Origin of the sequence: Pseudomaricurvus alkylphenolicus, from assembly GCF_011683955.1 — a bacterium.
Lineage (GTDB): Bacteria > Pseudomonadota > Gammaproteobacteria > Pseudomonadales > Cellvibrionaceae > Pseudomaricurvus > Pseudomaricurvus alkylphenolicus.
The window spans coordinates 41599-60202 of the sequence record NZ_JAAQPI010000019.1 but is presented as its reverse complement, the minus strand read 5'-3'; the positions used below and the strand labels follow the sequence as shown (position 1 = coordinate 60202).

At 55.3% G+C, this 18604-nt stretch carries 17 protein-coding genes and 1 riboswitch; of the genes, 10 read left to right on the top strand and 7 right to left on the bottom strand.

Annotation, left to right across the window (positions count from 1 at the left end; genetic code table 11):
- Positions 1–261: 261 nt before the first annotated feature.
- The 7 genes from HBA55_RS31590 (at position 262) to rsgA (ending at position 8633) form a co-directional block, all read left to right on the top strand.
- The gene (locus HBA55_RS31590; protein WP_166999740.1) at positions 262–1533 is read left to right on the top strand and encodes a thiamine pyrophosphate-dependent enzyme; all 1272 of its coding nucleotides are present in this window, start codon (positions 262–264) and stop codon (positions 1531–1533) included.
- 3 nt (positions 1534–1536) lie between these two features.
- The gene (locus HBA55_RS31585; RefSeq protein ID WP_166999739.1) at positions 1537–2574 is read left to right on the top strand and encodes an alpha-ketoacid dehydrogenase subunit beta; all 1038 of its coding nucleotides are present in this window, start codon (positions 1537–1539) and stop codon (positions 2572–2574) included.
- Between the two features lie 17 nt (positions 2575–2591).
- Entirely contained in the window at positions 2592–3899 is a 1308-nt protein-coding gene (locus HBA55_RS31580) for a dihydrolipoamide acetyltransferase family protein (protein ID WP_166999738.1), read from the top strand.
- A 12-nt stretch (positions 3900–3911) separates the two neighbouring features.
- Entirely contained in the window at positions 3912–5333 is a 1422-nt protein-coding gene (lpdA, locus tag HBA55_RS31575) for a dihydrolipoyl dehydrogenase (RefSeq protein ID WP_166999737.1), read from the top strand.
- 242 nt (positions 5334–5575) lie between these two features.
- Positions 5576–6829, top strand: coding sequence for a valine--pyruvate transaminase (locus tag HBA55_RS31570; protein ID WP_166999736.1), 1254 nt, complete (start codon positions 5576–5578; stop codon positions 6827–6829).
- A 141-nt stretch (positions 6830–6970) separates the two neighbouring features.
- A complete protein-coding gene (locus HBA55_RS31565) occupies positions 6971–7339 on the top strand; it encodes a DUF6122 family protein (RefSeq protein ID WP_338109495.1) in 369 nt (122 codons plus the stop codon).
- A gap of 241 nt (positions 7340–7580) precedes the next feature.
- A complete protein-coding gene (rsgA, locus tag HBA55_RS31560) occupies positions 7581–8633 on the top strand; it encodes a ribosome small subunit-dependent GTPase A (protein ID WP_166999735.1) in 1053 nt (350 codons plus the stop codon).
- A gap of 82 nt (positions 8634–8715) precedes the next feature.
- Here the strand turns inward: rsgA and HBA55_RS31555 are convergent, their stop codons facing one another.
- The 3 genes from HBA55_RS31555 to HBA55_RS31545 all read right to left on the bottom strand — a co-directional run bounded on the left by HBA55_RS31555 (position 8716) and on the right by HBA55_RS31545 (position 12212).
- Positions 8716–9654, bottom strand: coding sequence for a hypothetical protein (locus tag HBA55_RS31555; RefSeq protein WP_166999734.1), 939 nt, complete (start codon positions 9652–9654; stop codon positions 8716–8718).
- Positions 9655–9761: 107 nt separating this feature from the next.
- On the bottom strand, positions 9762–11126 hold the full coding sequence (locus HBA55_RS31550; protein WP_166999733.1) for a DsbA family protein: 1365 nt from the start codon (positions 11124–11126) through the stop codon (positions 9762–9764).
- A gap of 54 nt (positions 11127–11180) precedes the next feature.
- Positions 11181–12212 (bottom strand): glutathione S-transferase family protein, encoded by a 1032-nt coding sequence (locus HBA55_RS31545; RefSeq protein ID WP_166999732.1) that lies wholly within the window; start codon positions 12210–12212, stop codon positions 11181–11183.
- Between the two features lie 495 nt (positions 12213–12707).
- A riboswitch (cyclic di-GMP riboswitch) is annotated at positions 12708–12789 on the top strand.
- Positions 12790–12915: 126 nt separating this feature from the next.
- Between HBA55_RS31545 and HBA55_RS31540 the strand changes: the two genes are divergently transcribed.
- Genes HBA55_RS31540 through HBA55_RS31530 form a run of 3 tightly spaced genes read left to right on the top strand, consistent with a single transcriptional unit; the run spans position 12916 to position 15029 of the window.
- Positions 12916–13413, top strand: coding sequence for a hypothetical protein (locus tag HBA55_RS31540; protein ID WP_166999731.1), 498 nt, complete (start codon positions 12916–12918; stop codon positions 13411–13413).
- Between the two features lie 43 nt (positions 13414–13456).
- Complete coding sequence (locus HBA55_RS31535) at positions 13457–13891, top strand: PilZ domain-containing protein (RefSeq protein WP_166999730.1); 435 nt, start codon at positions 13457–13459, stop codon at positions 13889–13891.
- 55 nt (positions 13892–13946) lie between these two features.
- Positions 13947–15029, top strand: a complete 1083-nt coding sequence (locus HBA55_RS31530) for a cyclic nucleotide-binding domain-containing protein (protein ID WP_166999729.1) — start codon at positions 13947–13949, stop codon at positions 15027–15029.
- A gap of 77 nt (positions 15030–15106) precedes the next feature.
- On the opposite strand, the gene HBA55_RS31525 is transcribed toward HBA55_RS31530, so the two are convergent.
- From HBA55_RS31525 to HBA55_RS31510, 4 genes are read right to left on the bottom strand one after another with little or no spacing between them, the layout of a single operon-like run.
- A complete protein-coding gene (locus HBA55_RS31525; RefSeq protein ID WP_166999728.1) occupies positions 15107–15331 on the bottom strand; it encodes a biotin/lipoyl-containing protein in 225 nt (74 codons plus the stop codon).
- 3 nt (positions 15332–15334) lie between these two features.
- Positions 15335–16324, bottom strand: coding sequence for a 5-oxoprolinase subunit C family protein (locus HBA55_RS31520; RefSeq protein ID WP_166999727.1), 990 nt, complete (start codon positions 16322–16324; stop codon positions 15335–15337).
- A 9-nt stretch (positions 16325–16333) separates the two neighbouring features.
- Entirely contained in the window at positions 16334–17206 is an 873-nt protein-coding gene (locus HBA55_RS31515; RefSeq protein WP_166999726.1) for a 5-oxoprolinase subunit B family protein, read from the bottom strand.
- The gene (locus HBA55_RS31510) at positions 17203–18603 is read right to left on the bottom strand and encodes an acetyl-CoA carboxylase biotin carboxylase subunit (RefSeq protein WP_166999725.1); all 1401 of its coding nucleotides are present in this window, start codon (positions 18601–18603) and stop codon (positions 17203–17205) included. The genes HBA55_RS31515 and HBA55_RS31510 overlap by 4 nt, the downstream gene beginning before the upstream one ends.
- Between the last annotated feature and the right edge of the window lies 1 nt (position 18604).

Genomic DNA, 18604 nt, shown 5'->3' with positions numbered 1-18604 from the left:
TTATTGATACGCAAACCAACCCAGGAAGAATAAATTATTCTCAAATAATCCATTTTCATCCGACATACGAATAATTCTTACCTCTCACCTGCGCTATAGTTTTTGCCTCTCTGCCAAACGGGCGACCCCCGCCAGGCAGCCGGCCGCCCCACAAAGGATTGGCCCTTAAGCACTGCCCCGGCTGATCTCGGGGCGGATAACAACAAAACCATGGCAGCGGTTGCCAAAAGTAACCCACCTGCCCCAAAGGGAGACCCCGCGATGGCTCAGCCTGAGGCTCAGTCCGGCACGACCGCGACCGAAAACCCTTCCCCCTACCAAAGCAAACTGTATGTACCCCAGGCCTCTTCACGTCCGGGCGAAGCGGCAGACTTCAGCGACCTGAAGATCCCAGCCGCCGGCGATACCGGCAAGCCAGCTTTGGACTGCACCGCCACCGAAATCAGCGAATTGGCCTATGGCCTGGTAAGAGTGCTGGACGATGAGGGCCAGGCGACAGGCCCATGGGCACCTGCCCTGAAACCGGAACAACTGCGCCAGGGCCTGAAACATATGATGCACGTACGCGCCTACGACGAACGTATGTTCCGCATGCAACGCCAGGGCAAACTGAGCTTTTACATGAAGTGTACCGGCGAAGAAGCCATCGCCGTTTCCCAGGCCATGGCATTGGAGAGCGGCGATATGCTGTTCCCCACTTATCGTCAGCAAGGACTGCTGTTTGTTCGCGGCCGCCCGGTAGTGGACATGATGTGTCACTGCATTTCCAATTCCAAAGACAACCTGAAAGGCCGGCAGATGCCGGTGTTCTACAGCTGGAAAGAAGGCAACTACTTCAGTATCTCCGGCAACCTGGCCACTCAATACAGTCAGGCCGTGGGCTGGGCCATGGCCTCCGCCTACAAAGGCGAAGACCACCTCGCCTGCGCCTGGGTGGGCGATGGCAGCACCGCCGAGGCGGACGTCTACCACGCGCTGTTGTTTGCCAGTACCTATCGCGCCCCGGCTATCCTCAACGTGGTCAATAACCAGTGGGCCATTTCCACGCCCCAATCGTTTGCAGCCGCCGGCAGCACCTTTGCCGCTCGAGGCACCGGTTTCAGCATTCCCAGCCTGCGCGTGGATGGTAACGATTTTCTAGCTGTATACGCCGCCACACAGTGGGCTGCAGAACGTGCACGCCTGGGGCTGGGCGCCACCTTTATCGAACACTTCACCTACCGCACCGAAGGCCACTCCACCAGTGACAACCCCGACGGTTATCGAGCCAAGGGCGAAGGGCAGGCCTGGCCATTGGGCGATCCCATCGAGCGACTCAAACAACATCTGATCAATTTAGGTGAATGGAGCCAAGAGCAACACGAGGCGTTGGCTATTGAACTGAAAGACTCCGTTACCGCCGACTGGAAACAAGCTATCTCCTACGGCACCCTCGACGAAGGCCCCCACTGGCCGGTGGAAACCGTGTTCGACGATGTCTTCAAAGACATGCCTGCACACCTGCGCAAACAACGTCAAAAGATGGGGGTATAGACCATGGCCAAGATGACGATGGTTCAGGCGATCAATTCCGCTCTGGACTGCACCATGAAAAAAGACCCCAACGTACTGGTGATGGGGCAGGATGTGGGTTACTTCGGCGGCGTATTTCGCTGCACTGAAGGCCTCTACGAAAAATACGGCTCACACCGCGCGCTGGACACCCCCATTGCCGAGGGCGGCATTATGGCTGCTGCGATCGGCATGGGTGTTAATGGCCTGCGTCCCGTTGTGGAAATGCAGTTTGCCGACTACATCTATCCCGCCATTGACCAGATCATCAGCGAACTGGCTCGCCTGCGTCACCGCAGTGGGGGTGAATTTTTTGCGCCGGTCACCGTGCGTGCGCCCAGCGGTGGCGGCATCCGTGGCGGACAGACACATTCACAAAGCCCCGAAGGTATCTTTACCCATGTCTGCGGGCTCAAAACCGTTATGCCCTCCAACCCTTACGATGCCAAAGGCTTATTGATCGCCGCCATCGAAGACGACGACCCGGTGATGTTCTTCGAACCCAAGCGCATCTATAACGGCCCTTTCTATGGTCATGGCAGCGACAGCCACGGTGGTGAAAACAAGGTCATCACCAGCTGGAGCGCTCACCCCGCCGGTGAAGTACCGGAAGAGTACTACAAAATTGAGCTGGGCAAAGCGGCAACCGTTATGCCTGGCGATGACGTCACCGTACTGGCCTACGGCACCATGGTGCACGTAGCTGAAGCGGCGATCAAAGCCAGTGGCATCAACGCTGAGCTGATCGACTTAAGAACACTGCTGCCTCTGGATCTGGAAACCGTGGCCGAGTCGGTACAGAAAACCGGCCGCTGCGTGATTATCCACGAAGCCACCCGTACCAGCGGCTACGGCGCGGAACTGGTGGCCGAAGTGCAAGAAGAATGCTTCTGGTGTCTGAAGGCTCCTATCGAACGCGTCACCGGATGGGACACTCCCTACCCCCACGCCTTCGAGTGGGAATACTTTCCGAGCCGCGAGCGCATTATCGAAGCGCTCGAACGTACCCTCGCCTGCGATTAATCCTGGGAGATTACAGCATGTACAGTTTTAAATTACCCGACCTGGGCGAAGGCATCGTGGAATCCGAAATCGCCGAATGGTACGTAAAACCCGGTGACCTGGTGGAAGAAGATCAGCACATTGCCGATGTCATGACCGATAAAGCCGTGGTGGAAGTCACCGCCCCCGTCAGTGGCAGAGTGCTCGCCGTCGCCTGCGACGCCGGTGAAGTATTGGCAGTGGGCAGCGAGCTGATCCGTTTTGAGACCGATGGCGATCAACCCGAGCAACAAGCAACCGGCAGCCAGGATGAAGCCGCCGGCAAAGCTGCAGTGGAAACCGCAAACAAAGACACTGCCGATACAGACGCTGCACCCACAAAAGCGCTGCTGCCCGAAAAAGCTTCAGCTGCCCAAGGCTCTCCCGTAACGGCTTCTGCACCAAACCCCGCAACAAATGTGGCGGCTTTTACCGGCAAGGTGCTGGCCTCTCCATCCGTACGCCAGCGCGCTCGCGATGAAGATATAGACCTGGCCAGCGTACCGGGCAGCGGTCCTGCAGGTCGCGTGTCTCATAAAGACCTGGACACCTTTGTTGCCGCCGGTGGCGCACTGGTTGCCCGAAGCGCGTTTAGCGGCAAACAAGCCAGAACCTCCGCTACCGAAGTCAAAGTTAAAGGCCTGCGCCGGGTTATCGCCCAAAAAATGCTACAGGCCAAGCGCAATATTCCCCACTACTCCTATGTGGAAGAAGTGGACGTGACCAATCTGGAAGAATTGCGCGCACACCTCAACGCAAATCGCGAAGAGGGTCAACCCAAACTGACGTTGCTGCCCTTTATTGCCCAGGCGCTGGTAAAGATTCTACCGCGCTTCCCACACTGCAACGCGCATTTCGATGACGAAAACAGCCTATTGACTCAACACGACGCCGTCAATGTGGGTATCGCCACCATGACCGACACCGGGCTTATGGTGCCGGTGGTCAAACACTGCGAGAGCCTGGACGTCTGGCAGACCGCCGTTGAAGTGGCGCGTGTCTCCCAAGCTGCCCGCGACAGCAAAGCCAAGCCTGAGGAGCTTTCCGGCTCCACCATCACCATTACCAGCCTGGGTGCCATCGGCGGTATTGCCACCACACCCATTATCAACGCACCAGAGACCGCCATTATCGGCGTCAACAAACTGCAGGAGCGTCCGGTCGTGAAAGACGGCGTCATTGTAGTGCGCAAAATGATGAACCTGTCATCCTCCTTCGACCACCGCATAGTCGACGGCTACGACGGTGCGCAACTGGTACAGGCGCTCAAGCAACTGCTGGAAAACCCCGGCGCCATCTTTGTCTAGGAACCAAAGCACATGACTGAAAAGAAAACCTGCAAAGTACTCGTGGTTGGCGCAGGCCCCGGCGGCTACGTCGCCGCCATTCGCGCCGGCCAACTGGGCCTGGACACCATCATCGTCGAAGGCGAACGCACCGGTGGCACCTGCCTGATCCGCGGCTGCATTCCTTCAAAAGCCCTGATCCACGGCGCCAACCGTTTCCAGGAGATCCAGGAACATGTGGGCGATGGCAAATTCGGCATCTCACTGACCAGTGGGCCGGAACTCAATATGGCCCGGATGATCGCCTGGAAAGACAGCGTCGTCGACAAACTCAACAGCGGTGTCGAGGGTCTGCTGAAAAAAGCGGGTGTGACCGTGGTCAAGGGCTGGGCGACGTTTTCAAACGCCAAAAACTGCACCGTCACCACCGCTGACGGAGACATCCAGATAGAAGCAGAACACGTGATTCTGGCCAACGGCTCCAGCGCCACCGAACTGCCCAACATTCCCTATAGCGAACACGTCGTCTCCTCGACCGAAGCACTGCAACTGACCGACGTGCCCAAACACCTGGTCGTAATCGGCGCCGGCTATATCGGTTTAGAGCTGGGCATTGCCTACCGCAAACTGGGCGCCGAGGTGACCTTTGTAGAAGGCCTGGAACGCCTGCTGCCACTCTACGATAAAGAAATGACCCGTCCCATTGAGCAATGGCTGAAGAAGCACAAGACCGACATCATCTACCAGGCACGAGCACAATCGGTGGAAGAAATCGGCGGCAAACCCGTGCTCACCTACACCGACAAAAACGGCGAACAACAGCAGCTGAGCGCCGACAAAATTCTGGTCACCGTCGGCCGCCGACCCAACACCAACGGCTGGGGTTTGGAAAATATGTGTGTCGATATGGACGGCCCTTTTGTCAAAGTCGACAACCAATGCCGCACCGCCATGCGCAACGTCTGGGCCATTGGCGACCTGGTGGGCGAACCCATGCTCGCCCACAAAGCTTCGGCACAGGGTGAAATGGTGGCGGAAATCATCGCCGGTCACCGCCGCGAATTCGATCCAGTCGCCATTCCCGCCGTGTGTTTTACCGAACCGGAAATCGTCGGCGTCGGCTTAACCCCTGAACAAGCCAAAAACGAAGGCGAAGACGTGATTGTCGGCAAGTTTCCCTTTGCCGCCATCGGCAAAGCCCTGGCCATGGACGCCGGCACAGACGGCGGCTTTGTACGCATCACCGCCCGCAAAGCCGACCACATCATACTGGGCATACACGCCGTCGGCGCTCATGTCGCCGAACTCAGCGGCGAATTTGCCCTGGCCCTGGAGATGGGGGCGCGGCTGGAAGACCTGGCCCACACCATCCATGTACACCCGAGTCTCAGCGAAGCCACCATGGAGGCGGCGCTGGCCACACTCGGTAAAGCCATTCATATCAGCAACGGGTAGGTGCGCTGCCCGCGGCTAATATGGATAACCCAGTGCCGGTGGCCCACCACCGGCGAGTGGTCTAGCACCTTAACGGGCACCGGAGGATCTGGACGGATCCGCTCCTGTGAATGATGTAAACAACCCCGGTGCCCGCTTTTTGGCAATATTGACCAATGCCGCCGTGCAAAGTGGCCAAGCCTGCCAAAGCTCTGTGTTAGACTGATGGTTATTGTGAGAGAGAACAAAACTACGAGGCTCCAATGAAACTCTCTGCGTTTGGAAAAAAATTCGCCGGCGAATCCGGCATCGTCGAACTGATGGACGACCTGGGCACCGCCCTCAACGAAAATCCCGACATGATCTTTATGGGCGGCGGCAATCCCGGTCGCCTGATGGAAGTCGAAGCCATCTTCCAGCAACGTCTGGAAAACATCATGGCTGACCCGGCCCAGCGCCACAGCCTGTTTGGCATCTACCAGTCCCCTCAGGGAGACAAAGAATTCCGCGACCAGATCGCCGCCTTCCTGAAAAAACAATTCGGCTGGAACCTGACCGGCAATAACATCGCCGTCTCCAACGGCAGCCAGTCCGCGTTCTTTGTACTCTACAACATGTTCGCGGGTGTTATGGAAGACAGCAGCCAACGCTCCATCCATCTGCCCCTGGCACCGGAGTACCTCGGTTACGCCGACACCGGTCTGTGCGACAACTTCTTCACCGCCACACGCCCCAGCATCGAGCTGCTCGACGAAAAGCTATTCAAATACCACGTCGACTTCTCAAAGCTCAACCTCGACGAAAACGTGGGAGCCATGTGCGTATCGCGCCCCACCAACCCGACAGGCAACGTGCTGACCGATGACGAAATCGCACATCTGGACCAGATGGCCAAAGAAAAAGACATCCCGTTTATCATTGATGGTGCCTACGGGCTTCCCTTCCCCAGCATCATTTTTACCGAAGCCAAACCCCACTGGAACGACAACACCATCCTGGCACTAAGCCTGTCCAAACTGGGTTTGCCCGGTGCCCGCACCGGCATCATTGTCGCCAACGAAGACATCATCCGCGCCTATACCAACGCCAACACCATCGTCAGCCTGGCCTGCGGCACCATTGGTCCGGCCCTCGCCAAAGAACTGTTCAAGACCGGAGAAATCCAGACCCTGTCCCAGCAGTACGTAACCCCATTCTACAGGGACGGCTCCCAACAAACCGCCCAATGGTTCCGCGAACAACTGGGAGACCTTCCCTTCCACATCCACAAACCCGAAGGCGCAATTTTCCTTTGGTTGTGGTTTGAAGGCCTGCCCATTACCAGTCAGGAACTCTACCAGCGACTTAAACAGCGCGGTGTATTAATCGTACCCGGCCACAACTTCTTCGTGGGCATGGATGACGATTGGGACCACAAACACGAATGCATCCGAGTATCCTACGCGCAGGATTCGGAAACCGTGAAGCGTGGTGTGGAAATTATCGCGGACGAAGTGAAAAGAGCCTACGAAACGTAGCGAACTAAGTGCCAGAAATTGAGCCCGCAAGAGCTCCGCCTATGAATTAATAATGAGGCACTGCACTCAGGGAACCTCGGTGCAAAAGGTGGCCGGTGTGCCTATGGCGCCGCCACCATCTACTGGAAATAACCTTGACGGGTGGTGCCCTCACCGACACAATGCACCACCCAAATAACTCAGCGGGAGCCCCCCATCATTCACCTGGCCCTACACGTTATTGTTCCCGCGATCGTCGCCGGCCTCTTCTACCGCAAAGCCTGGCTCATGGCTCTCGCCGTTATGATGGCCACCATGGTGGTGGACGCAGACCATCTACTGGCCGACCCCATCTACGACCCCAACCGCTGCAGTATTGGTTTCCACCCCCTGCATCGCATTGTCCCCATCCTGCTGTACGGCGCACTCTGTTTTCTGCCAAAAACACGGCTGGTCGGACTGGGTCTGATGATCCATATGGCACTCGACTCTATCGACTGCCAAATGACCAACGGCGTCTGGTACCAATAGTCGCCCTCGGAGATTCTGATTACCAAATTAATCGCTTGACTGAAGATCAACTTCTGATAAATTGACCAACGTCTAACCAAATAAATTACCGGAGGATACTCATGATTGTCGCCAACCCCCTCCGGGCAGCTTACTAAGTCAGGCCAACACCTTTTCCTGACCCCTCTGCCCGGTGATTCACCGGGGCCAGTACGCCCCCAAACCGAATTTTTTCGGGCGCCAACGAGCGCCAGGGGTTATCATGACTACATCTTTTACCCTGTCCCAACTGGGCTGGAGTACCTTTTTTCAACAACAACTCACACTCGACGAATGGGAAGGCTATTACCCCGCCAGAGTCGTCGCACACCACAGAACCCACCTCGACCTGATCAGCGAACAAGGGGCAACACAACTGCAACACCACGACAGCCTGCCGCCCATGACCGTTGGCGACTGGCTATTGCTAAACAGCGAGGGATGCTTCCATCGATGCCTGGAACGCCTGTCACTTTTCAGCCGCAAAGCCCCGGGGCGAACAATCGAGGAACAACTGATCGCCGCCAATATCAACACGGTATTTGTGGTGGTTTCCCTCAATGCGGACTTTAACCTCAACCGCATCGAACGCTACCTCGCGCTCATTAAAGAGGCAGAATCGGAACCCGTGGTTGTGCTCACCAAAGCAGACCTGTGCGAAGACCCGGACCAATATCTGCAACAAGTACGGTCACTGGATCCACTGCTGATGGTCGAGGCGGTGAACGCTCTCGATGCGCATGACCTGCAAAAGCTGGAGGCCTGGCTAACACCGGGCTCCACCGTGGCTTTGCTGGGCTCATCCGGCGTTGGTAAATCCACCCTGCTCAATACCATCACAGATTCCTTGCAACAGAAAACGGCTGCCATCCGCGACGATGACGGCAAAGGTCGACACACCACCACCGCCCGCTCGCTTCACCTGAGTACCCGGGGTGCCCTTATCGTGGACACCCCTGGCATGCGTGAACTGCAACTGGCCGATTGTGAACACGGTGTTGAAGAAACCTTTGCGGAAATTACCCAACTGGCGAATCAATGCCGCTACAAGGACTGTGAACACGACCAGGAGCCCGGCTGTGCCGTCAGGCAGGCCATCGAAGATGGAACTCTGGAAGCCCGTCGGTTGCAAAGCTTTCACAAGCTGAAACGCGAACAGCAATTCAACGCAGCGACACTGGCGGAGAAGAGAGCCAAAGATCGGTCATTTTCTCGCATGTGCCGGCGGGTTCAGAGTGGTGCGCGACATCGCAAACAAGGGAATAACAGCACTTAGATCGCGCATGGATGGCGGGTACACTAAATAGTACCCGCCCCACTTGAACTGTCCGATACTACAAAAAGTTTGTGTTGTTGCTCTATCGCTTCCCGTCGTATATCGGTCCAAACGAAAAAACGGAGTCTTCTGCGGTATCGACACGAACACTGACCGCCTTAATATCAGGTGCGCCAAAAGACTGCAGCCTAATGATGTTTGCAGCACCACCACCGTAGGGTTGATCGATGATAAAGCTGTGGTGGTCGCCGTGCAGTAACAACACGGGTTTACCGAATTTTGAACCCAGCTCGCCGATAAGACTCCGAACATCTTTAAAACCGTCCGGGCGTGGAGTTTCAAAGAACATATTTGCGTGGTATGCCAATACAACGGCCTCTGCCTTCTCCAGCGTCGCTTCCGCAAAGGCCTGCTCTATCCAGCGCAGATTGGCCTCATTTCTCCGGCGATACTCAGATTCAGCTTTTTTGTAGCCATCAGTAAGACCGTTGTTAGACCCTACAATATGAGCGGTGACAAACAACACCCCAGCCTTCCACCAAAGAGCGTTTTCGGGGAAGCCCTGATCGACCTGAGTGCGCAGTTTGATTGGCTGGCGACCGAGACTGTCGCTGTTTGGGAAGAACCATTCACGAATCACTTTCAGCCGCTCAACCGGTTTGTAGCCTCCCGCGACGATTCTACGGCAATCCGTCCATTCGTTGTCACCAGGGGTGTAGATCAATGGCCCTTCGAACCTGCCAAAGTCCTCCAATATCTTCTTTTGAGCCTTGTCACCACAGTTAGTGCCACCGCCCTTGGTGTCCCCCAGATGTATTGTGAAAGCGGGGTTAGCGTGATTGATTGTCGAGATCAATGTGTAGTAGGCGGGGTAATCCTTGGGTATTGAGTAAGCGGTGTCCGCCAAGACAACAAAGTTGAAACTGCCAGTATCGGTAGTTTGTTGCTTGTGATCGGCGAATGCCTCTCCCGTTATCAGCAACAAACCTGCAACGGCAATGCATAGCCTTTCGAAGATCATAGTATCTGGTCCATAGTCTGGAGCGACAATCCCTGGGATCTGCAGTATAAAACGATGAGGTTACAGATTTCCATGCGCGGGGAGTCGCATCGACGCAAGTGACCTTCTCACGCCAACCGCCGTTGAATCTCCCGCGCCACCAACCACAACCGGTCCTGCCCCCAAAGCGCCAGTATTGCCTGCCCCTGCTTATCAAGTAACCGATAACTGGGCACGCCCCACAACCCCGCCTCGTACATAGCCAGGCGATTGGCCTCCAGCTGCTGCTCCCATCCGGGTTGCCCTATTCGGCTGCGGGCCTCACTCCAGTCCAATCCGGCGTTTTCCACCACGCGCCTTAGCCCTTTATCGTTATTAGTGTTTACGCCCTCAACAAAGGCACAGCGCAAAAACGCACTCAACAGCTCATTGCCCTTGCCCCGCTCGCAGGCCCAGGGATAAAGCGAGTAAGCCCGCCGGACGGGATCGCCAATAGGGTCATACATTTTGTCAAAGGCCACATTGGCTGAGTGAGCCTCTCGGACCGTATCGCTGAAGATATACAACCCCTTTTCACGGGTCGCCGGTACGCCGCGCATCACCATTGGCAATACCGGCCGCACCACCAGATTAACACCCGTGTCATTCGCCAGTTGCACCGTTCGATCAAAACTGATGGCGGTATAGGGGCTGCGCAGCGAGGGGTATATCTCCAAGGTCAAGCTGCCGTTGTCTTTTAAGGGGCCTGATTCCACTGCGGGTCGAGGCACCAGCATGGGCTTCTCGGCGAGCTTGTCTGCACCCAAGTGCGCCAACCTTTCCTCCAGATGATAAAGCCGGTCAACGCCCCAGTACCATTCCTTGCCGTAGTAAAACATCGCACCAGAGTAATGTTTTAACTGCTCCCTGCGGGCATTACCCCTGGCGACCACAGCTTGCGCCTGCCCCTCTGGCAAACTGTCCAGCTGCGCCTGCAGACGTAGCAGCTCGGCTTTGTCATCGCTCCAAAGCGCACGACTGATGGCAACAACCTGCTTAACAAATTCGCGGGAATTCAGGTTGGCCAATATCTGTGTTGCCAGCTGCACCAGCTCGGCATCCAGCTCAGCGCAATGCTCCGGAAATTCCAAACCATATTCGGGCGCAACCAGATGAGCGTCGTAGCGGGACAGCTTTAGCAGCAACTCCGGCTCAACAGCGTTATTGCCCCTGGGGCCGGACACCAGATGACAAACCAGCTCGATATCGTAACGATTGGCAAGGTCGGGCAAGACCTGCGCCGCGAGATAACTGTACCCATCATCCACCTGATGAAAGTACTCCACCCGATGGCGATGCCCGCTGCGCAGCCGGTGCTTTTCGATTTTTGCTCGCTGACCGCTCAGTCGGGAAGGGCGATTCAGGTGGGTAATCACCTTCGACATCAGCCAACGTTTAAAAGGGCTTGGCGCCATGGAGGCGACCCCACCCTGATCCTTGAACTGTTCGCTCATCTGCTGCGCTCTATTGCTCTTATCAAGTGACCCAAGGTTACCTTAAGCTCAACGCTAACCCAACAATGCCTCGCAACCCGTACCTGCCAACAGGGAATTGACCCGCTCTTTGTCTTGCTCTGAGAGCTGCTGATATTCCTCTCGAATCCAACCCAGGCACTTGCCCTGATACGGAAAACTCTGCTGAGTCCAGGTGGCGCCATCAATCTGCGTCTGCCATTGTTTTTCGCCGGCTTGCAGCGCCTTGGCATTGGCCAACAACGCTGGCACATAGGTACGGCCTATCTCGGCAAGAATATCCTTTAGCGTATCCGGCAGAGATTCCAGAACCAGCCAGTCGCTTTCTTCCAGACCACTGAGATCTTCCATCAAACCTACCCAGGTTACAGTGCGCGGAGACAACTCATGAGCAATCGCCCGTGGTGTCGGGTCGAACCCGACCAGCTGGGTCAACTGCCCATAAATGGCAAAATCTCCGGAGCCGGGTTTATTCCCCAGCAGAAAAGGCAGCTGCTTAAAATGGGCCTCCAGCAATTGGAGCAAACGCCTATAACTGGCATCGATTATCGGCGCCGTCACTTCATTGGAACCCACGAATCCCAAGCGACCGATTTGGCGCTCACTAAAAAATGCCTTGGCTTGCTGCAGTTGATCCTCGGCCAGAGTGACATCGTGAGCCAGCGGCAACAGCGTACCGGCGTTGTCCGCATCCGCCTCAAAATGCCAGCGGTAGTGAAACATGAACTTAGTGCACCACTCATCGCCATAGTCCTCCAGCAGGAAATTGATAAAGGCCAGGGCCGGGTCTTCAGGGATTACCGCGCGTTGGGGTTGCGCCTGTTCCAGCCTCTTGATAATGGGCGTGGAGTCGCAAACCGCCTCCCGCCCGTCATCCTCATTGTCGAAAATAAAGGTCGGCAAAAAAGGAATCTTGGGTTTGGCAATTCCGAGCTTATCCAATACCGCATTGGGGTCACCCCAGATCATAGAGTGGGGAATTCTGCGATAGCGCAACAGCGCCAGCATCTTGCGGGTGTAGGGTGAACCAACTGCGCCGATCAGGCGCAGGGGATTGGGGATGGGCATGGGACTCTCTCCTGTTACTTATGCTTGTCGCCGCACCAGTGTAGACCCCATTGCACTAACCGCCTGTGTATTCGCGCCAATAAAGGGTTCTGCAGTACAGTTTTTGCTGCTACTCGGTAGATAGTTATTAGGGTTTTTACTCTGTGCTCCGGTTGGCGGAGTCAGAATCATAGCCAGCAAGTTAGGAAGACAAGCGCCAATTTCCAATCAAATTCGAAGATTTTCGCTGCATTTGCCTCTCAATCAGAATATTCATCTGGTCGAATCTGGCATGTGACGCCGGACGCATGGGCCGTCCAGAATGTGACAGAGTTGACAAACAGGCTGTGAAATGATGATAATCGCTTCATCAGTGGACTGTCCGGCCTGTTTGGCCATAGGCGGTTCACAGTTCGATTCAGCAAGTCATTGCTGATGGAGCTGGCGGCACAGCATCACGGTTTCTAATAACTACTGCAGTAGTTACTGAATGAGACTGAAGGTAGCCCCTCCTGCTCCTCGAACGGGCAAACCCGTGGTAACACGGGGACGCAAAGCCAGTGCCCTACCCCGAGTGGAGGGTCGAACGGTTACCGAAAGGAGTTGTGCTAAGCCAGATGAGAGGTCATCCCGACCTCACCATTCTTCCTTAAGCTCAACGGTGTTTTTATTCATCTTCTGCCCGTACGTCCGGCGGTTAGGTGATAGCAGATAGGGCTTAAACATGGCGTCTTTACTGAATCAGTCCAAGTGCCCGCCGCTTATCTACAGCGCTATGGGTGTGGTCGCGATCATCACCAGCTGCTTGTTGACCGTTTATGTTGTCAACAGCCGCGCCGAAGCGGCCGAGATTAACGGCCAAGCCAATAATGGACGGGACTACAACCAGATCCCGTTTGATACCTACGATGCCACCAATGTGTGTCGTGAGGAGGCGACGGATCAGCTGGGGGCGTCGCTGGTCAGGATTCTGCCCGACTGGCATTCCACTCGTTTTGAGGCAGACCGGCAAACCTATCTTGTGGTTCTCAAGGCTGATGTCGGCACTTTGCAGAACTTTGAAGATGCTTACGTGTATTGTTATATCGATCCGAGCGATTACGCCATTAAATACTTTAACGCCTACGATTCGAAACAGAAGCCATTACTGTCCGGATTCAGCTTTGGAGACATTATCGATTCCTTTGGGCCATCATCCTATGATTCGGGCCGAAGACATTGAACAGCGCGATAGAAAGAATCGATAGAGGAGGCCGGGCGAGATAATGATGTGTAATCCGCAACTGAAGACAACAGCCCTGAATGAAGTCATTACGCTAGATGACCTCAGGCGGCACGTACGAGTGTCGCTTCACTGTAAAGCAGAGGTGGCCACTGAAGAGGGCGAGGTATTAACAGCACTGGTCACCGATGTGTCGCGCTCAGGCATTGGGCTCAGCGGCGACCGGCATTTTATCGAGACATTGCTGCCCAAATTTCGTCGACCTGACCGGCACCTGCCCGTGGAATTTACTGTCTATTTTATTCTTCCAGACGATAACCTTCACTGCGAAGAGATAAAGATCAGCTGTAGTTCTGTGTATGTACGCCGACTTGGGGTGGATGCTTATGGGCTAGGGGCTCAGTTTGTGCAGTTCCTTGAGGGCGATGCAGCGCTTGCAGAATACCTGGTTCAAAGAGAAATGGCATCCAGTGCTTAATCGTTTTAAAAAATCTCGTGCAACGGAGCCGCCAAACTTTGTAGGTATCGAGCCCATGATCTGTCGAGACGCCTTGATCACCGCTTTTCGCCAACTCAAGCCGTTGGCCTCTCTTTCCGAAGCAGGCCGGGAGCAACTGGCTGAAAAAGCGATGACGCTTGATTTCAACACCAACGAGACGCTGATCAGAAAGCTGCAAGGTCCGACGCAACTCTATCACTACCTGCTGGAAGGTGAGATTGAGTATCGAGTCAGCATGATGGAGCGCACTCATCTGTACCACTCAACCAGCGAGGATTGGTGCCGCAATCCTCTGGAGGAATTAATAGAGGAGAAAGGTGGCAGTATTCGAGCCAAAACGAATTGCCGGTTGTTAGTCCTCAGCAAGAGCTATGTGGATGAGTTATTGAAATCCTCCCTGGACACAGCCTCACTCCCTCCCCGCGCCATCAATGCCAACCAGGCGTTCGCAGGGGCTGCTGTCGAACACCACCACGAGCAAGATTGGAGCGAAGTGTTCCTCAATACCCCTCTTGTTGCCAAACTGCCACCGACCGCGCTGCAAAAAGTCTTTCGGATGATGAAGGACCAGACATATTGCGCCGGAGAAATTGTCGCTAAAGAAAATACACCAAGCGATTCGTTTTTCCTGATTAAAAGCGGCCGCGTTGAGATGAGTAACAGCCCCGCAGGCCCGTTGGAGCAACCTATTGAACTGCGCCCCGGGAACTACTTTGGCGACGAATCCCTGATAGCGGGCACACCTGGTAGCTTCGACGTTAGGATGTTGGACGATGGCGTGCTTGGGTGTTTGGACAGATGCAGTTTTAATGAGGTATTCCGGCAGTCTCTGGTGAAGACCATCGGCGACAGAGAAATCAGCGCAATGCGAAATGACCGGCATTCGCTTTGGATCGATGTTCGGCTGCCGGCGGAGTTCAGGCGCGGCCATATGAAAGACAGCGTGAATTTACCTGTGGGATCTTTGCGCAAACACCTCGCGGGTCTGGATGCTTCCTCGCGGTATTTTGTATGTGCCAATGGCGGCAGCCGCAGTGAGCTGGCCACCTATCTGCTCTGCCAGCATGGGCTTGATGCTTATATGTACCAAGACGATATGAAAGTGGTTAACGGATAGAGTATTCCCAAGCATAGAAAAGGAGCGGCCACCATCAGGCAAACCGCCCCTTTTCTGTGCGCTACATATCAGCAGCTTTACAACGGTTCCAACCGCACCGCCACCATTCCCGCATCCAGACCTTCATCCCCCTCGTTAATATTCACCGCCGTCACCTTACCGGCACAGGGTGCCTCGTGAGGAATTTCCATCTTCATGACTTCCATAATAAACAGAGTCTCACCGGCAGCAACGGCCTGGTCAGGCTGTACCATAACCTTCCAGATATTACCTGAGGTTTGCAGTTCTACATCAGTACTCATCAATCACACTCCCATGGTTTTAATATTGTCGAGGCTGCAGGTATTGGATATGGCCCTGGCCATTTGTTGAGCCTGGTCTACGGTGACTGCCACAAATTTGAGTACGGCACCGGGCTTGGCCTGACCCAGCTTCCAGAACTCCGAGGTCGGCACCGTAAACGGATTTATAAAGCCGCCCATACTGGGGCCATCGTTAACCAGAATAATGGGGGTTTGCCCCGCCAGGTTGATGCCGCCAACGGGATAGCCCTGGTCGATGATATTAGAAGGTTCCGAGCCGTGTTCCGGCCCCTTGTTATAGGCTTTTTCTGAGAAACTCAGTTCAGGTCCTTCCAGGCGAAAACCGGTGCGGTCGCTTTTGCTGGAAAGTTTCCAGTCGGCGCTGAGAAAGGTATCGATACCCTGCTCATCCAACCATTCGTCATTTGGCCCCAGCACGACATGGATGCTCCAGTGTTTGCCATCACCCAGTTGCGGGCGGGCGTGTTCGGCTACCGTTCTGCCGGCGGTGGCCGCGTCAATGTCTGTTGTTTTGAGCGAGAGGGCTTGGCCTTCTTTTAATGCGTGGCCGTCCACACCGCCGATACCGGCTTTGTGAAAGGTCGCTTGAGAACCCAACCAGGGTACCGAATCTATGCCTCCGGCAAGGGCCACGTAGGCACGTATGCCTTCGCAGGAAAACTTCATCTCCAGGGTCTGGCCTGCGAGTACCAATACGCTTTGCCACAGGGGCACTGGCTCACCATCAAGCTTGGCCTGCATATCAGCGCCTGTAATTGCAATTAAGGTATCCTGCTCAAACTGTAACGTTGGCCCCATATACTGGCATTCCAATGCCGCCGCGCCGGATTCGTTGCCTACCAACAGATTAGCCAAACGAAAAGACCAACTGTCCATGGGACCGGATGGCGGAAAGCCCTGGTTGCGAAACCCAATACGACCGGGGTAATCCTGTACGGTGGTTTCCAGGCCGGGTTTTATTACTTGAATCATGGCCGCCTCCTAAAAAGTTTGATCGAAGTCGAGGCTCTGTACCCAGGCCTGATAATGTTTGACTGAGAATTTCTGGTACTCCACCAAATTGTATACGTAGGTACCAGCCGCTACCTGGGCTTCATAGTGTTCAAATTCATCCACGCTACAGGGAACAAATTTGACCCTGTCGCCCGGTTGGAACAGACAGATGCTGTTTTCGAACACGGGGAAGCGTTTATCCGCATCCCAAATGGGGACCGGTGTACGCGCAAAGATCTGGTAGCCGCCCGGCAGTTGTTCGGGGTAAATAGCCGTAGACGCACCACCCATGCCAATAGCGCCTTTGGGAGTCCAGGTTCGGGGAGGGTTATATTTGGGGGCAGTTAACTTGCAGCGCGGATCGAGCGGCATCATAAACGGCAACCCGGGCCAAAAACCGAGTGAAGCCACCCAATACTCAGTGCCCGAGTGCACACGGGCAAGATGCGCGGCGTCGTTCAGGCCGTTTAGCTCCGCCACATAGTCGGGGTCCGGCTGTTTGTCGGCGTTGATCTTGGCGGTATAGTCCTGTACACATTCGCGGGTCCAGGGGTCGAGGTATACCGCCGGGATATAAAACAGGCGGCTATTGAGTTCTATATCTGCGCTGGGTCCCAACGACGCCAGCAATTCACTGAGTAAGGCAACGGCATCGGCGTACCCCAGAATCTCGGGTTCGTAGTGAACCAGCGTGGATGCAAAACAGGGCGCGGTTTCGATGATACCCGCCGGTTGCTGCTCTTCTATAGCAGCCGCCAGAGCCTGGCCGAGAAAGTTCAGCTCCAGATTCATCTCATCACCGAATTCGATCAGCAAGTAGCGGTCGCCGCCGGGACTGAAGCGGGGTTCTTCAAAAATCATACGACTGGCTCCTCAATGGCATTGCGGGTCAAGGCCTGCAGATTGTCATCGATAAAACGTGTGGTGACTTTGCCTTCCCGATACTGTGGGTGATTCATTACGTTTAACAAAAAGCGCTCATTGCAACGGGGGCCTTCTATCCGGGTTTCTTTCAGTGCATTGGCCATAGCGTCAATCGCCCGTGAACGATCCGGCGCCCTGACGATGATTTTGGCGATCATGGGATCATAGTAGGGTGTTACCCGATCCCCCTGCCTGACACCGGTATCAACACGCACATCCTCACCCTCTTGCGGAAAAGTCAGCACCTCCAGCAATCCGGGCGATGGCAGAAACATCTTGTCGGGGTCTTCGGCGTAAATCCGGCATTCGATGGCTGCCCCCCGATGGGCGATCTGCGATTGATCCAACGTCAGACTGTCATCCTCCAGCGCCAGGCAAATCTGCATCGCAACAATATCAGTATGGGTAACCATCTCCGTCACGGGATGCTCCACTTGCACTCGGGTATTCATTTCCAGAAAGAAATACTCATTGCTATCATCGTCGAACACAAACTCCACCGTACCGGCACCAGCGTAGTTTTGAGAGCGGGCCAAATTAACCGCACACTCCGCAATTTGCCGGCGCAGCGTTTCGTTTAAACCAGGCGCCGGAGACTCCTCCACCACTTTTTGGAATCGCCGCTGAATGGAGCATTCCCGTTCGTAGAGATGAATCGCTTCGCCTTTGCCGTCACCAAATACCTGCACCTCGATGTGGCGGGCATTTTTGACATAGCGCTCCAGAAAGACGGTACCGTCGCCAAAAGAACGCTCCGCCATAGACTGGGTAGAGGCGGCAATATCCAACAGTTGCGGCGCCGACTCCACCAGTCGCATGCCAATGCCGCCACCACCGGCCGAGGCCTTCACCAACAAAGGATAGCCTACTTCACTGCCCGCCTCCTCAATGCCGTCGAGTTCTCCCGTGGCGAAACGTTGACTGCCGGGCAACACTGGTACACCCGCCGATTGCGCCAGTTGCCGAGCCCGGTCTTTGTCGCCCATCTCGCTGATGGTGTCCGGTGCGGGACCGATCCAGCGTACCCCGGCAGCCATAATCTGCCGGGCAAAGTCGGTATTTTCTGACAGGAAGCCATAGCCGGGGTGCACTGCCGTGGCACCACTGACCGTGATTGCCTGTAGCACCTTTTGGACATCCAAGTAGCTTTCGGCGGCCTTGGCAGCACCGATATGAATGGCTTCGTCGGCCAACTGTACGTGCATACTCTCCTGATCCGCATCGGAGTACACCGCAACGGTGGCAATCCCCAGTGAGCGGCAGGAACGAATGACCCGGCAGGCGATTTCGCCTCGGTTGGCAATCAGGACTTTGTGTTTGGATACGTCGATCATA

Excerpts from the sequence above, each read along its gene's own strand:
- HBA55_RS31540 (WP_166999731.1), top strand. The coding sequence starts at position 12,916 with ATGGCGTCTTTACTGAATCAGTCCAAGTGCCCGCCGCTTATCTACAGC.
- rsgA (WP_166999735.1), top strand. The coding sequence starts at position 7,581 with ATGACTACATCTTTTACCCTGTCCCAACTGGGCTGGAGTACCTTTTTT.
- HBA55_RS31535 (WP_166999730.1), top strand. The coding sequence starts at position 13,457 with ATGATGTGTAATCCGCAACTGAAGACAACAGCCCTGAATGAAGTCATT.
- HBA55_RS31570 (WP_166999736.1), top strand. The coding sequence starts at position 5,576 with ATGAAACTCTCTGCGTTTGGAAAAAAATTCGCCGGCGAATCCGGCATC.
- HBA55_RS31530 (WP_166999729.1), top strand. The coding sequence starts at position 13,947 with ATGATCTGTCGAGACGCCTTGATCACCGCTTTTCGCCAACTCAAGCCG.
- HBA55_RS31585 (WP_166999739.1), top strand. The coding sequence starts at position 1,537 with ATGGCCAAGATGACGATGGTTCAGGCGATCAATTCCGCTCTGGACTGC.
- HBA55_RS31580 (WP_166999738.1), top strand. The coding sequence starts at position 2,592 with ATGTACAGTTTTAAATTACCCGACCTGGGCGAAGGCATCGTGGAATCC.
- HBA55_RS31520 (WP_166999727.1), bottom strand. The coding sequence starts at position 16,324 with ATGATTCAAGTAATAAAACCCGGCCTGGAAACCACCGTACAGGATTAC.
- HBA55_RS31550 (WP_166999733.1), bottom strand. The coding sequence starts at position 11,126 with ATGAGCGAACAGTTCAAGGATCAGGGTGGGGTCGCCTCCATGGCGCCA.
- HBA55_RS31545 (WP_166999732.1), bottom strand. The coding sequence starts at position 12,212 with ATGCCCATCCCCAATCCCCTGCGCCTGATCGGCGCAGTTGGTTCACCC.
- HBA55_RS31590 (WP_166999740.1), top strand. The coding sequence starts at position 262 with ATGGCTCAGCCTGAGGCTCAGTCCGGCACGACCGCGACCGAAAACCCT.
- HBA55_RS31525 (WP_166999728.1), bottom strand. The coding sequence starts at position 15,331 with ATGAGTACTGATGTAGAACTGCAAACCTCAGGTAATATCTGGAAGGTT.
- HBA55_RS31515 (WP_166999726.1), bottom strand. The coding sequence starts at position 17,206 with ATGATTTTTGAAGAACCCCGCTTCAGTCCCGGCGGCGACCGCTACTTG.
- lpdA (WP_166999737.1), top strand. The coding sequence starts at position 3,912 with ATGACTGAAAAGAAAACCTGCAAAGTACTCGTGGTTGGCGCAGGCCCC.
- HBA55_RS31510 (WP_166999725.1), bottom strand. The coding sequence starts at position 18,603 with ATGATCGACGTATCCAAACACAAAGTCCTGATTGCCAACCGAGGCGAA.
- HBA55_RS31555 (WP_166999734.1), bottom strand. The coding sequence starts at position 9,654 with ATGATCTTCGAAAGGCTATGCATTGCCGTTGCAGGTTTGTTGCTGATA.